Origin of the sequence: Mycobacterium sp. IS-2888, assembly GCF_001954215.1 — a bacterium.
GTDB lineage: Bacteria > Actinomycetota > Actinomycetes > Mycobacteriales > Mycobacteriaceae > Mycobacterium.
Map to the genome: position 1 here is coordinate 25,287 of NZ_MBET01000108.1, position 17,156 is coordinate 42,442.

14 protein-coding genes are annotated in these 17,156 nt (G+C 67.1%); 2 read left to right on the top strand and 12 right to left on the bottom strand.

From position 1 onward, the window contains the following. Positions 1 to 103: 103 nt before the first annotated feature. From A5745_RS22150 to A5745_RS24895, 5 genes are all read right to left on the bottom strand, one after another. On the bottom strand, positions 104 to 1,402 hold the full coding sequence (locus A5745_RS22150; RefSeq protein ID WP_076119049.1) for a fatty acid desaturase: 1,299 nt from the start codon (positions 1,400 to 1,402) through the stop codon (positions 104 to 106). A gap of 91 nt (positions 1,403 to 1,493) precedes the next feature. Continuing rightward, entirely contained in the window at positions 1,494 to 2,657 is a 1,164-nt protein-coding gene (locus tag A5745_RS22155; protein ID WP_076118939.1) for a ferredoxin reductase, read from the bottom strand. A gap of 89 nt (positions 2,658 to 2,746) precedes the next feature. Next, positions 2,747 to 3,268 (bottom strand): hypothetical protein, encoded by a 522-nt coding sequence (locus A5745_RS22160; protein WP_371337081.1) that lies wholly within the window; start codon positions 3,266 to 3,268, stop codon positions 2,747 to 2,749. A 17-nt stretch (positions 3,269 to 3,285) separates the two neighbouring features. Next, positions 3,286 to 4,167: a polyphosphate kinase 2 gene (gene ppk2 / locus A5745_RS22165; RefSeq protein ID WP_076118941.1), complete on the bottom strand. Its 882-nt coding sequence runs from the start codon at positions 4,165 to 4,167 to the stop codon at positions 3,286 to 3,288. 39 nt (positions 4,168 to 4,206) lie between these two features. Continuing rightward, a complete protein-coding gene (locus A5745_RS24895; RefSeq protein WP_076119051.1) occupies positions 4,207 to 5,613 on the bottom strand; it encodes a wax ester/triacylglycerol synthase family O-acyltransferase in 1,407 nt (468 codons plus the stop codon). Between the two features lie 250 nt (positions 5,614 to 5,863). On the opposite strand from A5745_RS24895, the gene A5745_RS22175 reads away from it, so the two are divergent. Then, positions 5,864 to 6,388 carry an Rv3235 family protein gene (locus tag A5745_RS22175; RefSeq protein WP_076118943.1) on the top strand — a complete coding sequence of 175 codons (525 nt, stop codon included), beginning with the start codon at positions 5,864 to 5,866 and terminating at the stop codon, positions 6,386 to 6,388. 12 nt (positions 6,389 to 6,400) lie between these two features. Here the strand turns inward: A5745_RS22175 and A5745_RS22180 are convergent, their stop codons facing one another. The 3 genes from A5745_RS22180 to mddA are packed head-to-tail and all read right to left on the bottom strand — an operon-like array spanning position 6,401 to position 8,866. Continuing rightward, positions 6,401 to 7,552, bottom strand: a complete 1,152-nt coding sequence (locus tag A5745_RS22180; RefSeq protein ID WP_076118945.1) for a cation:proton antiporter — start codon at positions 7,550 to 7,552, stop codon at positions 6,401 to 6,403. A 4-nt stretch (positions 7,553 to 7,556) separates the two neighbouring features. Then, a complete protein-coding gene (locus tag A5745_RS22185; protein ID WP_076118947.1) occupies positions 7,557 to 8,039 on the bottom strand; it encodes a cation:proton antiporter regulatory subunit in 483 nt (160 codons plus the stop codon). A gap of 59 nt (positions 8,040 to 8,098) precedes the next feature. After that, complete coding sequence (gene mddA / locus A5745_RS22190; protein WP_205866275.1) at positions 8,099 to 8,866, bottom strand: methanethiol S-methyltransferase; 768 nt, start codon at positions 8,864 to 8,866, stop codon at positions 8,099 to 8,101. 243 nt (positions 8,867 to 9,109) lie between these two features. On the opposite strand from mddA, the gene A5745_RS22195 reads away from it, so the two are divergent. Beyond that, entirely contained in the window at positions 9,110 to 10,852 is a 1,743-nt protein-coding gene (locus A5745_RS22195; RefSeq protein ID WP_083663023.1) for an ATP-binding cassette domain-containing protein, read from the top strand. A 24-nt stretch (positions 10,853 to 10,876) separates the two neighbouring features. Here A5745_RS22195 and A5745_RS22200 read toward each other — a convergent pair whose 3' ends face one another. The 4 genes from A5745_RS22200 to A5745_RS22215 all read right to left on the bottom strand — a co-directional run bounded on the left by A5745_RS22200 (position 10,877) and on the right by A5745_RS22215 (position 17,120). Continuing rightward, positions 10,877 to 12,427, bottom strand: coding sequence for an HD domain-containing phosphohydrolase (locus A5745_RS22200; RefSeq protein WP_076057711.1), 1,551 nt, complete (start codon positions 12,425 to 12,427; stop codon positions 10,877 to 10,879). Between the two features lie 47 nt (positions 12,428 to 12,474). After that, a complete protein-coding gene (secA, locus tag A5745_RS22205) occupies positions 12,475 to 15,324 on the bottom strand; it encodes a preprotein translocase subunit SecA (RefSeq protein WP_076118951.1) in 2,850 nt (949 codons plus the stop codon). Positions 15,325 to 15,418: 94 nt separating this feature from the next. Next, positions 15,419 to 16,132: a ribosome hibernation-promoting factor, HPF/YfiA family gene (hpf, locus tag A5745_RS22210; protein WP_371337082.1), complete on the bottom strand. Its 714-nt coding sequence runs from the start codon at positions 16,130 to 16,132 to the stop codon at positions 15,419 to 15,421. 349 nt (positions 16,133 to 16,481) lie between these two features. After that, positions 16,482 to 17,120, bottom strand: coding sequence for a ComF family protein (locus A5745_RS22215; RefSeq protein WP_076057708.1), 639 nt, complete (start codon positions 17,118 to 17,120; stop codon positions 16,482 to 16,484). Positions 17,121 to 17,156: the final 36 nt, after the last annotated feature.

The following is a 17,156-nucleotide window of genomic DNA, read 5'->3' on the forward strand; positions in this document are numbered from 1 at the left end:
CGTGCGTGGCGTGGTGCCGCCGTCGCGCCGAACGTGTTCTCAGGGCGAGAAATCGGCCAAAATTTCGCCATGAGTGCACGCTCGGCGCAAATGCCCGTAGAGACTAGGCCGCCAAGTCGTCGGAGTTGCCGGCACCCATCCGGCGGGTGGCCTTCGCGGCCCGCTTCTCGCGCCGCCAGCTCCGCACGGCGGCGATCGCCGACTTCAGCCCGCGCCGCCGGCCGGTCGCCGGATCGGTGCCGACGAAACCGGGCTCCAGTTCCGCGAACATGCGCTCGCTGCGGGTCTCCGGCGCGTCGTCGGCGTTGTCCACCAGGTACTTGTTCGGCAGCGACAGCTTAGCCAGCGTCCGCCACGTCTTGCCGTACTGCACCAGGAAAGAGCCTGTGGTGTAAGGCAAGTCGTACTTGTCGCAGACGGCGCGCACGCGCACCGAGATCTCGTGCAGCCGGTTGCTCGGCAGGTCGGGATAAAGGTGATGCTCGATCTGGTGGCAGAGGTTGCCGCTCATGAACCGCAGCACCGGCCCGGCTTCGAAGTTGGCGCTGCCCAGCATCTGGCGCAGGTACCACTGCCCCTTGGTTTCACCGATCATGTCGGTCTTGGTGAATTTCTCTGCCCCATCGGGAAAGTGGCCGCAGAAGATGACGGCGTTGGCCCACACGTTGCGGATGATGTTGGCAACCGCGTTGGCCGTCACCGTCGAACGGAAACTCGCGCCGGGCGACAGCGAGGTCAGCGCCGGGAACGCGACGTAGTCCTTGAACACCTGCCGACCGGCCTTGGCCATGAACTCGTCGATCCGCTGCCGGGCCTCCTCGTTGTCCATGCGCTTCTTGACGATCTTGCCGATCTCCACGTGCTGCAAGCCGACGCCCCACTCAAACAGCAACGCCAGCAACGTGTTCCACACCAGGTTGAGGATGTTGAATTTCTTCCAGCGCTGGTCGCGGGTGACGCGCAACATGCCGTAGCCGACGTCGTCGTCCATCCCGAGGATGTTGGTGTACTTGTGGTGCACGAAGTTGTGCGTGTAACGCCAGTGCTTGGAGGACCCGCTCATGTCCCACTCCCACGTCGAGGAGTGAATCTCCGGGTCGTTCATCCAGTCCCACTGGCCGTGCATGACGTTGTGGCCGATCTCCATGTTCTCGACGATCTTGGCCACACCCAAAGTGATGGTGCCCGCCCACCACGCCGAGCGCCGTGAACTGGCGGCCAGCAGCAGCCGGCCGGCTACCTCCAGCGCGCGTTGCGCTGCGATGGTGCGACGGATGTAGCGGGAGTCCCGCTCGCCGCGCGAGTCTTCAATGTCCTGGCGGATAGCGTCCAGCTCAACGGCCAGGCTTTCGATATCGGCGTCCGTGAGATGTGCGAATACGTCGACGTCTGTGATCGCGATTGTCTCCACCTCCATGCGCTCGTTGTGCGGTCAGTTGTCCGTACCTACGCTATCGTAACCTACGATTCCGTAAGTTACCTGTGAGTAGCCTTTAGATGTCGATCACGCAATCGCCCGATGCGGCGGAAATGCACGTCTGAACTCGGGTCCCGGGGTCGTGTTCCTTGCCGGTGCGCAGGTCGCGGACGTGACCTTCCACCAGGCTAACCACACACGACTGGCAGATGCCCATGCGGCAACCGAAGGGCATCTGCACACCGGCGCCCTCCCCTGCGTCCATCAGCGATGTCGCGGCATCGGCGGCGACAGCGCGGCCGCTTCGGGCGAATGTCACCGTTCCGCCGGCTCCCGCGGGCGCGGCCTTGGACACCGCGAATCGCTCCAGGTGCAACCGGTCGTCGATGCCCGCCGCCGACCAGACCCGCTCGGCCTGGGTCAGCAGGCCCTCCGGCCCGCAGGCCCAGGTGTGGCGTTGCCGCCAGTCCGGCACCTCGCGGTCGAGCGAACCGAGGTCGAGCCGGCCCTGGGTGCGGGTCTCGCGCACCCGCAAGCGATACCCCGGCTGGTCGGCCGCCAGTGCGTTCAACTCCGCACCGAACATCATGTCGGACTCCATGGGCACCGAATGCAGGTGTGCGATGTCGGTGATTTGGTCGCGGCGCGCCAGCGTGCGCAGCATCGACATGACCGGCGTGATCCCCGACCCGGCGGTGAGGAACAGGATCGACGCCGGAGCGGGGTCGGGCAGCACGAAATTGCCCTGTGGCGCCGCCAGTCGGACGATGGTGCCCGGTTCCACGCCGGCCACCAGGTGGCTGGACAGGAAGCCCTCGGGCATCGCCTTGACGGTGATGGTCACCGTGCGTGCCGGTCCCGATCTGACAGCGGACCGGGAAGTATCGGCCGGGCTCGACGTCAACGAATACGACCGCCAGCGCCAGCGCCCGTCCACCAGCAGGCCGATGCCCATGTACTGGCCCGGTTGGTAGTCGAAGCTGAAGCCCCAGCCGGGCTTGATGACCAGCGTCGCGGAGTCTTCGGTCTCGCGGCGGACATCGAGGATCCGGCCCCGCAGTTCCCGCGCCGACCACAGCGGATTCGCCAAGTGCAGGTAGTCGTCGGGCAGCAGCGGCGTCGTGATGCGCGCGGCTAGCTTGCGAAGCGCGTGCCAGCCGGGATGGCGCTCGGCCCCGACGACACTGGGACGTTTGGTCTCCACGACATTGGCGGCGATCGATGCATGTTGCTTACTCATTGGTAGCACCCCGTCACACAAGCTACGGTACCGTAACCTACGGTACCGTATCCAGGCTCGCGACCCCGGAATGCGTCACACAGTTCCCCTCAGAGCAGGTCGAGCAAGAAGGGCAACTCCTGATTGGCGTACCAGGCCAGATCGTGGTCCTGAGCATCGCCGACGATCAGGTCGGCGTCCTCGTCGCCCAGGTCGGCGGCATCGATGGCCTCGATGGCCCTGGTGACGTCGTCCTCGGCGGCGGCGTTGTCGACATACGCGGCGATCACCTGGTCGAGTGCGACGGGCGCGCCCAGTCTGACGACGGCGTCGTCCAGATCGGGACGGAACGTGGCCCCGGATTCGCCCAAGCCCACCTCGGCGGACAGCACCGCGCGCCGCGGCCGCGGGGCCGGGTCGGCCCCTCCGGCGTCCTGGGCCGCCAGCAGGCGCAGCGACGCAAGCGCGGCCTCGCGCAGCGCCACGTCGGCGAGTTCCTCGTCGTCACCTTCGGCGTAGGCCTCGCGCAATGTGGGGGTCACCGCGAACGCGGTGCCGTTGACCGGCCACAACGAGCCGTCGGCGACGAGCTGCTGCAACATCGGCAGGGTGGCCGGGATGTAGACCTGGATCGCGGCATCGCCCACGGCTAGCCCTCGATCAGCGTGGCCGCATAGTCGTCGACGTACCTCGACAGCTCACGTGGCGGGCGTTCGTAGTTGCCGCTGAGCACCGGGCGTTCCGGCAGCTCGACTTTGGGCGTCTCCACGTCGGTGTACTCGATCGTGGACAACAGGTGGTGCATCATGTTGAGCCGTGCGTGCTTCTTGACGTCGGATTCCACGACATACCACGGGCTCACCGGAGTATCGGTGTGCACCATCATCTCGTCCTTGGCGCGCGAATAATCCTCCCAGCGGTACACCGATTCCAAGTCCATCGGACTCAGCTTCCATTGGCGCACAGGGTCATTGCGCCGAGCCTTGAACCGGCGCAGCTGCTCGTCTTCGGACACCGAGAACCAATACTTGCGCAGCAGAATCCCGTCGTCGATCAGCATCTGCTCGAAGATCGGCGTCTGCCGCAAAAACAGGGCATACTCGCCCGGCGTGCAAAATCCCATCACCTTCTCGACGCCGGCGCGGTTGTACCACGATCGATCGAAGAGCACGATCTCGCCCTTGGCGGGCAGATGGGCGATATAGCGCTGGTAGTACCACTGGCCGCGTTCGCGATCGGAGGGCGCCGGCAGCGCCGCGATCTGGGCGACGCGCGGGCTGAGGTATTCGGTGATTCGCTTGATGGCGCCGCCCTTGCCCGCGGCGTCCCGCCCTTCGAAGATGACCACGACGCGCGCGCCGGAATGCCGCACCCACTCCTGCAATTTCACGAATTCCGTTTGCAGCCGGAATAATTCGGCCTCATAGACGGCATCGGAGATCCGGGGTTCGGACGAACCCGCTTTCTTCTTCTTCGCCTTCGCCTTCGCCGCCGCCTTCGCCTTAGCGCCGTCATTCGTTGCGGTGCTCACATCAACGAATGCTATATCCACACAGCGATTTTGACGCCACTACCGAGAAGCTTCCAGAAGCTCTTCGAGTGATTGATTCAGCAGCCCGGGCAGCAGGTCGACATCGCTCATCGCATCGCGGTCGGCATTGATTCCGAAGTACAGCATCCCGTTGTAGGACGTCACACTGATGGCCAGCGCCTGGTTGTGCAGCAGCGGCGGCACGGAATAGGTCTCCAGCAACTTGGTGCCGGCGATATACATCTGCGACTGAGCCCCAGGCGCATTGGTGATCAACAGGTTGTACTGGCGCGCGGAAAGACCGGCGGCGACGCGGATGCCCATGGCGTGCAGCGTCGGTGGCGCAAACCCCGACAGCGTGACGATGGTCCTGGCGTCGACGAGACTGGCGGCCGTCGGGTTTGATTCGGTGGCGTGCGCGATCTGCGACAGCCGCACCACGGCGTTGCGTTCTCCCACCGGCAGGTCGACCAGGAACGGAGTGACCTGGCTGATCGTCTGGCCTGGGCCGGTGGAGTCGTGTTGACCGTCGGAGTACACCGACAGCGGCGCCATCGCCCGGATCGTCGCGGTCGGCGACACCGCCTCACCACGCGACATCAACCAGTTCCCCAGTGCGCCGGCGATCACCGCCAGCACCACATCGTTGACGTCGCAGTCGTACCGCGCCCGGATGGTCCGGTAATCCTCGAGATTGCCCTGGGCGACCGTGAACCGCCGGTTGCGCGAGACCCGCGCGTTGAGCGGGCTGCTGGGCGCGGTGCCGCGCGCGACCGTGCGCGCGAAATCGACTACGCGGCGGCCGGCGTCGAGCAATTCGCCGTAGTTGGTTGCCACTCCGGCCACCGCGGATCCGACCGCGCGCAGCTGGGCTCCCGGCCCCATGACCCAGTCGCTCACCGCGCCGAGCACGAGCCGGGTGTTGCCGGGATCGCGTTCAGGTATCCAAATGTCTTCGGGGAACGGCGGCGGACGGCGCGTCCGGTCGGCGATGACGTGGCCGATCTCCAGCGCGGTCATGCCGTTGATCAGCGCCTGGTGGGACTTGGTGTACAGCGCCACACGGTTTTTGTTCAGGCCTTCGACGAGGTACATCTCCCAGAGCGGCCGCGACTTGTCCAGCGGGCGGGCGGCCAGCCGCGCGATCAGCTGGTGCAGCTGCTCGTCGCTGCCCGGCGACGGCAGCGCCGACTGCCTGACGTGGTAAGTGATGTCGAAGTCGCGGTCGTCGATCCAGACCGGCCGGGCCGTGCCGATCACTTCGCGAACCTTCTGCCGATAGCGCGGTATCTGGGCGAGCCGCTGCTCGACGGTGGCCAGCAACGCCTCGTAACTCAATCCGGCGCGGGGACGGCGAAGGATGGACAGCGATCCGACGTACATCGGGGTAGCGGAATTTTCCAGCCGGTAAAAGGACGTGTCCGACGGGGACAACCGGGTCACCACTGCGGCCATGTGCTCCTTGTCAATTCGCCCTCAATTCGCTGGTGCGCCTTCGTGCGCCTCGCTGGTGTGCCGTGTCCCCGACCACCGTAATCGCCCGAGCCGGGCGCGGCAGTGCACGGGTATGTGGGAGACCGAATTGCGCGATGGCGACTAGCGCCTTAAAACAGGCCTAGCAACAACCGTCTGCCACTCTCCAGCAGGCTCCCCGCGTCCGCATCGGACGACCCGTTCTTGAGTTGGAGAGTGCCCGTTGACCACCAGTCCCTTCGCCGTCACGCCCGTCGTCGAATACGAGCCCGAACGACTCGGGCCGCGAAATGTGACCCTGTGCCGCCCGTCGCCGGTCGATGACTCCCGGCAGGCGACGCCGCGCCGGGCCGGGCGCGCACCGGGCCGGGCCCACGGCGGGCGGCCCCGCGGCCAACCCGAGGCGGCGCAGGTGCTCTCCCCGTCGATGCGTCAGGCGGCGATCTTCGCCGACGCCGCGCTGCGCCGAGTGCTGGAAGTCATCGACCGGCGCCGGCCGCCGGCCCAGCTGCGGCCCCTGCTGGCACCGAGCCTGGTCGACTCGGTGGAATCGGTCCGCCGCGCCCCGGCCGCCCGAAAGGGCGCCGCGGTGCTGCGCCGGATGCGGCTTCAACCGGTCGGACACCCCGCGACCGCGGCCGAGGTCTTCGGCTGCTACAGCCGCGGTGACCGCATGCACGCCATCGCCTGCCGCGTCGAACAGATCGCGGGTGCGCGATGGCTGCTCGTCGCCCTGCACATCGGTTGACTCCTGCGGGCGCTACTGCGCTGCACGCTCCGGCGCCGGGCCGCCGGCGAAGCGAGCCAACACCGGACCCGCGATCGCCATGACGAAGACATACGACGTCGCCAACGCGGCCACGCCGGGCACCGACGTGCCGACCAACCCGATGATGACCAGGGAGAACTCGCCGCGGGCGATGAGCGCCGTGCCGGCCCGCAACTGCCCACGGCGCGCCACACCGTCGCGGCGGGCCGCGAAGACGCCGGTGGCCACCTTCGTCCCGGCGGTGACGGCGGCCAGGGCAACGGCCACCGGAAGCATCGGAAGCAACTCGTGCGGGTCCACCGACAGACCGATCGCCAGGAAGAAGATCGCGGCGAACAAATCGCGCAGGGGACCCAGCACCTGGCGCGCCCGGTCCGCGGTCTCCCCGGTCAGCGTGAGGCCCACCAGGAACGCGCCCACGGCCGCCGATGCATGCAGCGACTCGGCCAGGGCGGCGACCATCAGCGTGACCCCCAGCACCCGCAGCAGCAGTTGCTCGGAATCGGCGTGTGCCACCAGACGGCCGACGTGATGTCCCCAGTGATACGACGCGACGAAGGCCAAAATCAGGGCGACGACCGCGGCGATCATGCCGGCGAGCGCCTCGAGCCAGGTGCCCCCGGACGCCAATACCGCGAACAGCGGCAGGTAGGCGGCCATCGCGAAATCCTCGAGCACCAATACCGACAGCACGGCTGGCGTCTCGCGGTTGCCGAGTCGGCGCAGGTCTTCCAGCACCCGGGCGATGACACCCGACGAGGAGATGTAGGTGACTCCGGCCAACGCCAGGATCGCGACACCGTTTAGGCCCAACAGCCAGCCGGCCACCGCGCCGGGCGCGGCGTTGAGCACCACGTCGACGGCGGCCGACGGCAAATGGTGGCGCAGGCTGCTGGCGAATTCGGTTGCCGAGAATTCCAGGCCCAGGGTCAGCAACAGCAGGACGATGCCGATGGGCGCGGCGGTCGTGATGAACCCCCCGGCGGCGGCCACGGGCCAGATGCCGCCCTTACCCAGCGAGAGACCCGCCACCAAATAAAGCGGTATGGGGGACAACGCGAACCGGCGTGCGACGGTGCCCAACACCGCGAGCGCGGCCAGGAGGGCGCCGAGCTGAAATAGCAGCGCCCCCGAAACCTGCACTGGCTCAACCCTTGTCGACGATCTGTTCGACCCCGGCGATGCCTTCCTCGGTGCCGATCACGATCAGGACGTCGCCCGCCCGCAGCGTCTCGGCCGGGCCCGGCGAGGCGAGCACGTCGTCGTCGCGCACGATCGCCACGATCGACGCGCCGGTCCGGGTGCGGGCACGGGTCTCCCCCAGTGGCCGGTCCACGAACGTACCGCCCGGCCGGATGTGGACTTGGCCCGCTTCGAGTCCAGGCACTTCGCGGGTGAGTTCGGTGAACCGCTCGGCGATGCGCGGTGCGCCGAGAATCTGCGCCACGGCGTCGGCCTCTTCGTCGGTGAGGCGGAACACCGGGCGGGCCTGGTCCGGATCATCGGGGCCGTATAGGACGACGTCGAAGTCACCACCGCGCCGCGCGACGATGCCGATCCGGTCACCGGTATGGCTCACGAATTCGTATCGGAGACCGACGCCGGGCAGCAGGACCTCCTTGACATCCATGGGAGTCAATCCTCGGCGAAACACCGCCCGAAGAGAAGCGGTACCGGCCAAACTCAGGTTTAACCCTGGGGCGCCGCCTCAGTGGGGTGCGGAGTCGTGTGCGGGCGAGGCCACGGCAGCACCATCGGCACCCGACGACGGTAGTCACGGTATTCGTCGCCCAGCGCGCCGATCAGGTCGTGCTCCTCCAGCTGCGTGGCGATCAGGATGTACCCCGTCATCGCGATCGAGAAGAGCAGGTGCCCCGCCGTCATCGTGGGCGTCGCCCAGAAGGCGATGAAGAAGCCCAGCATGAGCGGGTGACGCACCAACTTGTACAGCCATCGAGCGTGAAAACCTATGTGCGTGTAGGGTTTTCCCTGCCAAGCCAGATACACCTGGCGCAGGCCGAACAGGTCGAAGTGGCTGACCATGAAGGTCGCGGCCAGCGCGATCGCCCATCCGAGCCAGAACAACGCCCACAGCGCCGTGCGCCCGACCGGCTGCCACACGTCCCAGATGACGGTCGGCATCGTGCGCCATTGCCAGTACAGCAGCACCAGCACGGCGCTGGACAGCACCACGTAGGTGCTGCGCTCAATCGTCGACGGCACGACTCGTGTCCACCATGCCTTGAACCCCGGCCGCGCCATGACGCTGTGCTGGACGCCGAACGCGGCGACCAGCAGCAGGTTGATCAGGACCGCCTGGCCGATGGGCGCGGAGATCCCGTGGTCCACGGTTCGCGGGACCCAGAAGTTGCCCACGAAAGCAACGAGGTACAGGAATGCCCCAAGAAATAGCAGGTAAGCCACGGCGCCGTAGCCGACTATCAACAATCGCTTCATTAGCTGATTGTGCGCCTCGACGGTGGTTTTGAACATGGGGCGGATGCCTCATTTTCCGCCGGGGTAGGCACGATTTCGGCCGGATCTCTAGCCGCGCGCCGGGTCCACCGGCGCGTGCTGCAGCGCATACATCTGGCGTCGCTGACTTTGCGATTTGAGGCAAATGCCTCATGCGACCGCGGAAGCGGTGGGCTGATGATCGGCCATGACAAAGCTACTTCGGAAAGGCACGGAGGTCGGATCATGGCCGGTTTGGCATGTGAGGCGGCGACTATCGAGCGCCTCGGTACTGAGCGATCAGATCACGCAGCCAAGGCACCGGGCGGCGGCCGGGTCGACGCAATCGAGGTCAGCCGGCGCATCGGTAGGCGGCAGATTCTCCACCGCCTGTCGCTCTCGGTGGGACCTGGCGAATTGGTCGCCATCGCCGGCGGCAGCGGGGCCGGAAAGACCACTTTGCTAGAGATCCTCGCGGGCCTGCAGCAACCCTCCACGGGGGAACTTCGGCACGACGGCATCGCTCGCCGTGCCCGCGTCAGCGACGACTCCCGAGTCGGCTACGTCCCCCAGGACGACATCATCCACCTCGAGATGCCCCTGCGGCGCACGCTGCGCTACGCGGCGCTGCTACGGCTGCCCGCGGGCACATGTGCGGCCCGCGCGAACGAGATCGTGGAGGAAACCCTGCAGGACCTCGACTTGGCTGACCGCGCCGAGGTGCCGGTGCGTGCGCTGTCCGGCGGTCAACGCAAGCGGGCCAGCATCGCCGTGGAGCTCCTGACCCGGCCGCGTCTTTTCTTCCTCGACGAACCCACCTCCGGGCTCGATCCCGCAACCGCGGCCGACGTGATGCGCCTGCTGCGCCGGCTCAGCCAACGCGGGGTCACCATCGTTCTCACAACACATGAGCCCGCCGGTATCGACCGGTGTGATCGGGTGGTCTTCCTGGCTCGCGACGGCCACTTGGCCTTCACCGGCAGCCCGGCCGCGGCGCGGCGCTACTTCGGCGTGGAAAACCTCGCGGAGGTGTACGAGCGCCTAGCCGGCGAGCACACGCCGCAGATCTGGGCCGAGCGATTCGCCGAAAGCCGACTGAGGTCGAAAACCCCGCCTGGCTTCGCTCGACAACCGGTCCCCGCCACCCGGTCCGACGTCGTCAAGCGCACGGGCATGGCGCGGCAATGGTGGCTGCTCACCCGCCGCAATTTCGATGTGCTCTGTCGCAACCGGCTGACCCTTGCGATCCTGCTCGGCTCACCGGTGCTTGTGACGGCGATGATGGCCACGCTGTTCAAGCGCGGCGCGTTCGACCCGGGAAACGCGGCCGACGTCGGGCCGGCCCAGATCGTGTTCTGGATTGCGTTCGATGGCTTCTTCTTCGGGCTGACGTACGGCCTGCTCCAAATCGTCGGAGAGATGGCCGTGTTTCGGCGCGAGCGCCTTGCCGGGCTCAGCGTGGGCGCCTATGTGGCATCGAAGGTGACTGCGCTGCTTCCGGTTCTGGCGGGCGTGAGCGCGGTGTTGCTGGTTGTGCTGCGCGCGCTCGGTCGGCTCCCCGCGGTCGGATGGGACGTGTACGCCTCGCTATTCGCGACCATCATGATCGAGGCGACCTCGGCACTGGCGCTGGGCCTGCTCGCCTCGGCCGCAGTCTCCAACGCGGCGCAGGCGGCGCTCGCCCTGCCGATGCTGTGTTTTCCCCAGGTTCTGTTCGGGGGTGCCATCGTTCCCGTCGACCAGATGGCCGCCCCGGGACGCCTTATGAGCCTCGTCCTATCCAACCGCCACGCCTTCGACGCATTGGGGCGCGCCCTGAACCTCGACCGCTATACCGCCACGCTGCCGGCCATGTCCGCCTACCGCGACACCTTCCACGGAGGCACCGCCGCCAGTCTGATCGCGCTCGCCTCGTTCGCTGTAGCCCTCACGCTGGCAACCGCATGGGTGCTCGACCGGCGATCCCGGCCCGGCGAATCCCGGCGGTGACGGCGCTCCCCGGGAAACCGTGTCCTAGTGGGGCGCGCTGCTGGTAAGGCCGTGCCGTGTCGCGTACAAGCTAGCCCCGATCCGGTTCGAGACCCCGATCTTGGCATAGATGTGCTCAACGTGATTGCGTACAGTCTTCTCGGAAATCCAAAGGGCCGAGGCGATCTCCCGGTTGGATCGCCCCTGTGCGACATGGAGCAATACCTCGGCCTCGCGCCGGGTCAATCCCGATAGCCTGGGGGCTCTGCGCGAGGGCCGGTGGCCCGCCGCCTCCAAAACGGCTTCAACCGCTTCGCCGTCCAGCCGGCCGCGGGCCGCTTCACTTCGCAGTTGCCTGGCCGCGTCGGCCTCGTCCAGTGCATCGCGATACGGTCGCGGCTCCATTGAGGCGCAATAGCTTTCGGCGGCAGCAAGTACCCGATCGCGGACAGAGAGATCATCACCCCGGAGACCATTCGGATAACCAGACCCGTCCAGTCGTTCGTGGTGGTTCACCGCGACCTCCCGGACAGCCTTCAGCCCGCCGACCCGGGCCAAGATTCTGCCAGTCAGATACGGATGCAAATGCACACGCTCGCGTTCGGCATGGGTTAGCTCACCCGGCTTTTCCCACACCCGGTTGGACACACCGATCCGGCCCAGATCGTGAACGTAGCCTGCGCGGCGCAGAACGTCGATGTGGTCCTGCGGCAGCCCGGCACATTTCGCGGCATTCTCTGCCAGCTCGGCCACTGCACGCGAATGACCAAGTGTGAAGGGGCATTTCAGGTCCGCGAAGTCACCCATCGCGCGCAGGAGCCGGTCCAGCACGACCTCACTCAGCGCCTCCCCCGGGTCCGGCGCCAAGTCGGCAGCGGTCGACCACACATCTTCGTTCTCGCGCAGTAGTTCGTCGGCGGCCGCAGTGAACACCGCGACGATGTCCGGGTCGAACTGTTTGCCGCTGCGGCGGCGAACCTCGGCCATCGCGGCCTTCGCGCCGTAAGCGCGATGGTGCACTTCGGCGATGTCGGCAACCTGCGCCACCCGCATCGCCACGGGTATCTGGCGCCCGGCGGCGCGAGCGGGAAGACCGCTGCCGTCCCACCGTTCGTACGCGTAGGGCAGGGCTTCGCAGACGTCCGTGCCCAAGCCGATCTCCTCGGCGAGCAATGCGGCCGACAGGCAATGGGACCGCACCAACGCGCCAAGATTTCCGCGCGCATCGACGAAAAGTTTGGCCGCCAATTGGGCTCGTTTGGGCAGCGTCGACCCGCGACCCAGGTTGCTCATCAGAAATCGCCGGTACGTGGGACCGGACCAGTCGATGAAGTGGCTGTCGTGTCGCACCGCGATGTCGTCGCCGAACCACCGCGTGTATTCGTGCGAGTCGGCATGACAGCCGATCCACATGACTAGACCCGTGTAGAAAACAGTCCCGCGCTCACGCTCGCTGAGCCCAAGCCGCTCGCCGAGCCTGGTGCCCAGCGCGGCCGACCGCAGCATGTGATCCATCGGTTGCCCGAGCCCAAGGTCGATCGCCAGCGATAGCGCCGCCAGAACCTCCGTCCGCGACACAGCTCCGCCGAAGGGCATGAAACTTGCCCCTTTCTCGACCGGTCACCGTTGCGGCGTCGCCGCGTCTAGCGCCTCTTCACGGACTTCGGCGGCTTGGCGCCCCGACCCTGTTGCCGCGCGGCCGCGCGCCGCTCGCGCCGGCTGGCGCCGGCGGGCACTCCGGCCGGCGTCTTGTCGGCGGCCCCACCGCCGTTGCGCTGCACCTGCGCCGAACCGTCCTCCGACGGGCCGGTATACGTCAGGGCCGGCGCTTCGTCGTCAATGCCCTTGGCGCGCAACGCCGTCGGAGCCTGCTCGCGCACCGCGGCGGGCGCACCACCCGAGCCGTCCCGCTGCCCAGCGGCTGCCGCGGCCGTCGCGAATTCCGCGAGCCCGTCGGGAGCCTCCACGGGCGCGACCTGTGGGGCGGGCGCGGCCTCGACGGTGACGTTGAACAGGAAGCCGACCGACTCCTCCTTCATGCCGTCGAGCATGGCCATGAACATGTCGTAGCCCTCGCGCTGGTACTCCACCAGCGGGTCGCGCTGCGCCATCGCGCGCAACCCGATGCCCTCCTTGAGGTAATCCATCTCGTAGAGGTGCTCGCGCCACTTGCGGTCGATGACGTTGAGCAACACGTTGCGTTCCAGCTGGCGCATCGCGCCCTCGCCGGCGATTTCCTCGAGTTCGGCTTCCCTTGCGGCATAAGCGCGTTCGGCGTCCTTGAGCAGCGCCTCGAGCAGCTCCTCGCGGGTGAGGTCGTCGCGGTCGGAGTCCTCGTCGCGGTGGGTCAGCGCCTCGTGGCTGATTCCGACCGGGTACAGCGTCTTCAGCGCCGTCCACAACGCGTCGAGGTCCCAATCCTCGGCATACCCCTCGGCGGTCGCACCGTCGACGTAGGCGGTGATGACGTCGGTCAGCATGTCGGTGGCCTGCTGCTGCAGATCCTCGCCCTCGAGGATGCGACGGCGCTCGGCGTAGACGACCTTGCGCTGCTGGTTCATCACCTCGTCGTACTTGAGGACGTTCTTTCTGACCTCGAAGTTCTGCTGCTCGACCTGAGTCTGGGCGCTCTTGATCGCGCGGGTGACCATCTTCGCTTCGATCGGCACGTCGTCGGGCAGGTTCAGCCGGGTCAGCAGCGACTCCAGCGCCGCACCGTTGAAGCGGCGCATCAGCTCGTCGCCGAGCGAGAGGTAGAAGCGCGACTCGCCGGGGTCACCCTGGCGGCCGGAGCGGCCGCGCAGCTGGTTGTCGATCCGGCGCGACTCGTGGCGCTCGGTGCCCAGCACGTACAGGCCGCCGGCCTCGATCACCTCGGTGGCCTCTTTGGCGGCCTCCTCCTTGACGACGGCCAGCTCCTCGTGCCAGGCCGCTTCGTACTCGTCGGGCGTCTCCACCGGATCCAGGCCCTGGGCGCGCAACCGCTGGTCGGTCAGGAAGTCGACGTTGCCGCCCAGCACGATGTCGGTACCGCGCCCGGCCATGTTGGTGGCCACGGTGATGCCGCCGCGGCGGCCGGCCACCGCGATGATGCCCGCCTCCTGCTCGTGGTACTTGGCGTTGAGCACGTTATGCGGAATGCGCCGCTTCTTGAACTGACGCGACAAGTACTCGGAGCGTTCCACGCTGGTGGTACCGATCAGGACGGGCTGGCCCTTGTCGTAGCGCTCGGCGACGTCGTCGACCACCGCGATGTACTTGGCTTCCTCGGTCTTGTAGATGAGGTCGGAGCAGTCGGTGCGGATCATCGGCTTGTTGGTCGGGATGGACACCACGCCGAGCTTGTAGATCTCGTGCAACTCGGCCGCCTCGGTCTGGGCGGTACCGGTCATGCCGGCGAGCTTGTCGTAGAGCCGGAAGTAGTTCTGCAGCGTGATGGTGGCCAGCGTCTGGTTCTCGGCCTTGATCTCGACGTGCTCCTTGGCCTCGATGGCCTGGTGCATGCCCTCGTTGTAGCGGCGTCCGATCAGCACGCGGCCGGTGAACTCGTCGACGATGAGCACCTCGCCGTCGCGGACGATGTAGTCCTTGTCGCGGTTGAACAGCTCCTTGGCCTTCAGCGCGTTGTTGAGATAGCTGACCAGCGGCGAGTTGGCGGCCTCGTAGAGGTTGTCGATGCCGAGCTGGTCCTCGACGAACTCGACGCCCTTCTCGTGCACGCCGACGGTGCGCTTGCGCAGGTCCACCTCGTAGTGGACGTCCTTCTGCATCAGCGGCGCCAGCCGGGCGAACTCGGTGTACCAGTTCGAGGCGCCGTCGGCGGGCCCGGAGATGATCAGCGGGGTGCGGGCCTCGTCGATCAGGATGGAGTCGACCTCGTCCACGATGGCGTAGCTGTGCCCGCGCTGCACCAGGTCGTCGAGCGAGTGGGCCATGTTGTCGCGCAGGTAGTCGAAGCCGAACTCGTTGTTGGTGCCGTAGGTGATGTCGGCGTTGTAGGCGACCCGGCGTTCGTCCGGGCTCATGTTGGCCAGGATGACCCCGACCTGCAGGCCCAGGAAGCGGTGCACGCGGCCCATCCACTCGCTGTCGCGTTTGGCCAGGTAGTCGTTGACCGTGACGATGTGCACGCCGTTGCCGGCCAGCGCGTTGAGGTAGGCGGGCAACACGCAGGTCAGGGTCTTGCCCTCACCGGTCTTCATCTCGGCGACGTTGCCCAGGTGCAGGGCGGCCGCGCCCATCACCTGCACGTCGAACGGCCGCTGGTCGAGCACCCGCCAGGCGGCCTCGCGGGCCACCGCGAACGCCTCGGGCAGCAGGTCGTCGAGGCTTTCCCCGTCGTCCAGGCGCTTACGGAACTCGTCGGTCTTGGCCCTCAGCTCGGCGTCGGTGAGCTTTTCGACGTCGTCAGACAAGGTGCTGACATAGTCGGCCACCCTTTTGAGGCGCTTGACCATGCGACCTTCACCAAGGCGCAGCAATTTCGACAGCACGGTGTTGTCCCCTTTGGGATGTTCCCCTGTTGGTAGGAGTCTTCTATAAGGCGACTCCCATGGTAGGTGACAACCCCGTGATGTCCGCCGACCCTCAGGAGAGCCTGATCAGCCCGTAATCGTAGGCGTGTCGCCGGTAGACGACGGACGGCCGTTCGGTCTCCTTGTCGTAGAACAAAAAGAAGTTGTGGCCGACGAGTTCCATCTCGTAGAGCGCATCGTCGACCGACATCGGCTTGGCTTGATGCTCTTTCGTGCGCACGACACGGCCCGGCTCGTGGCCATGGGGCTCGGCGGGGTCGTTGTGCTCGTGTTGGTGCGGCGGCGCCGGCTGGCTGTTGTTGAACGCCTTGCCATTGAGCTTGTTGTTGAGGGCCTTCTCCGGCGGCGGGGCCACCGCGGTGGCCTCGGCCAGGGAAACGGGCGTCTTTTCGCCGTAGTGCACCTTGCGGCGATCCTTGCCGCGGCGCAGCCGGCTCTCCAGCCTGACAACCGCGGCCTCGAGCGCGGCATAGAAGCTGTCGGCGCAGGCCTCGCCGCGGACTACCGGCCCGCGGCCCCGCGCGGTGACCTCCACGCGCTGACAGGATTTACGTTGGCGACGGTTGCGTTCGTGCTTGAGCTCGACGTCGAACAGATAGACGGTCTTGTCGAACCGTTCCAAGCGGGCGAGTTTCTGCGAGACATAGACGCGGAAGTGATCGGGAATCTCGACGTTGCGGCCCTTGAATACGACCTCGGCGGACGTTGTCGGTTCCTGCGCGTCGGTTTCTGCCGGCGGTTGGTCCAGAATCTGACCGGAATCCACGGTGAGCCTTGACATACGTGACAACTCGTTTCTCTTTTCACGTCGCACGCGCCCTGCGTGTCGGCTTTCTTGAAGACGCAACGACGGGGTGGGAACGGCTTGAGAGAGATCGCCGCCGCAGGCAGCCCGCCGGTGCAAGGTGTCGAATACTCACCCCCTCCGCAAGTGGCGTATCAACCTGAGAATCGCGACCGGTGAGTCAGACCAGTAGGTCCTCGTAAGTTCCTGAAGGTTGTCCTCGACGTTAGCTCGTGTTCGCCTTGCGATGCCACCATTTCGCTCACCTGTTGCGAGTTCTTCACAACCTCTTGGCTGCCGCACAGGGAGAGACACAGGGAGGGGCGCGGCGTCAGGCGGCCGCGATCGCCAGCACCGCGGCCACCCGGACCCCGGCGGACCGCAGGACGCGCACCGATTCGCGTGCCGTCGCGCCGGTGGTGACGATGTCGTCGACGATCAGGACTTCGGTGCGCTGTAGTCCGGGCCGCCCGCGCAGCAGGACGCGGCCCGCGATGTTGCGCTCGCGGGCGGCGGGACGCAGGCCCACCGAGTCGCGGGCCAGCGCCGCCATCCGCAGGGCCGGCACGACGAGGACGTCCGGGTGCGCGGCGACCGCTGCGGCGGCCAGCCGGGCGACCGGGTCACCGCCACGCCGGCGCGCCGCGGAACGCCGAGTCGGTGCGGGCACGATCGTCAACGGCGTCTCGAGCATTCCCCACGTCAGCAGCCGGTGCAGCCCGATGGCCATCACCCGGGCCAGCGGCGCGACGAGGTCGCCGCGCCCGTGCTCCTTCAGCGCGAGGATCGCCTGGCGCCGGGCGCCGGCGTAGCGGCCGAGCGCGAACACCGGCGCCCGCGGGTCGATGCGCGGGTTGATGAGGTGCGGTTCGTCGGGTTTGACGGCCAGCTCGATGGCGCACGCGTCACACCAGCGGGTCGCAGGCGCGCCGCAGCCGCCGCATTCCAGCGGCAGGAGGAGGTCGAGCACCCCGCCAGTGTGGCGGGCGGGGGTGACAAGCGACCG

Excerpts from the sequence above, each read along its gene's own strand:
- mddA (WP_205866275.1), bottom strand. The coding sequence starts at position 8,866 with ATGAAGCGATTGTTGATAGTCGGCTACGGCGCCGTGGCTTACCTGCTA.
- A5745_RS22185 (WP_076118947.1), bottom strand. The coding sequence starts at position 8,039 with ATGGATGTCAAGGAGGTCCTGCTGCCCGGCGTCGGTCTCCGATACGAA.
- A5745_RS22155 (WP_076118939.1), bottom strand. The coding sequence starts at position 2,657 with ATGAGTAAGCAACATGCATCGATCGCCGCCAATGTCGTGGAGACCAAA.
- A5745_RS22200 (WP_076057711.1), bottom strand. The coding sequence starts at position 12,427 with ATGCCCTTCGGCGGAGCTGTGTCGCGGACGGAGGTTCTGGCGGCGCTA.
- A5745_RS22195 (WP_083663023.1), top strand. The coding sequence starts at position 9,110 with ATGGCCGGTTTGGCATGTGAGGCGGCGACTATCGAGCGCCTCGGTACT.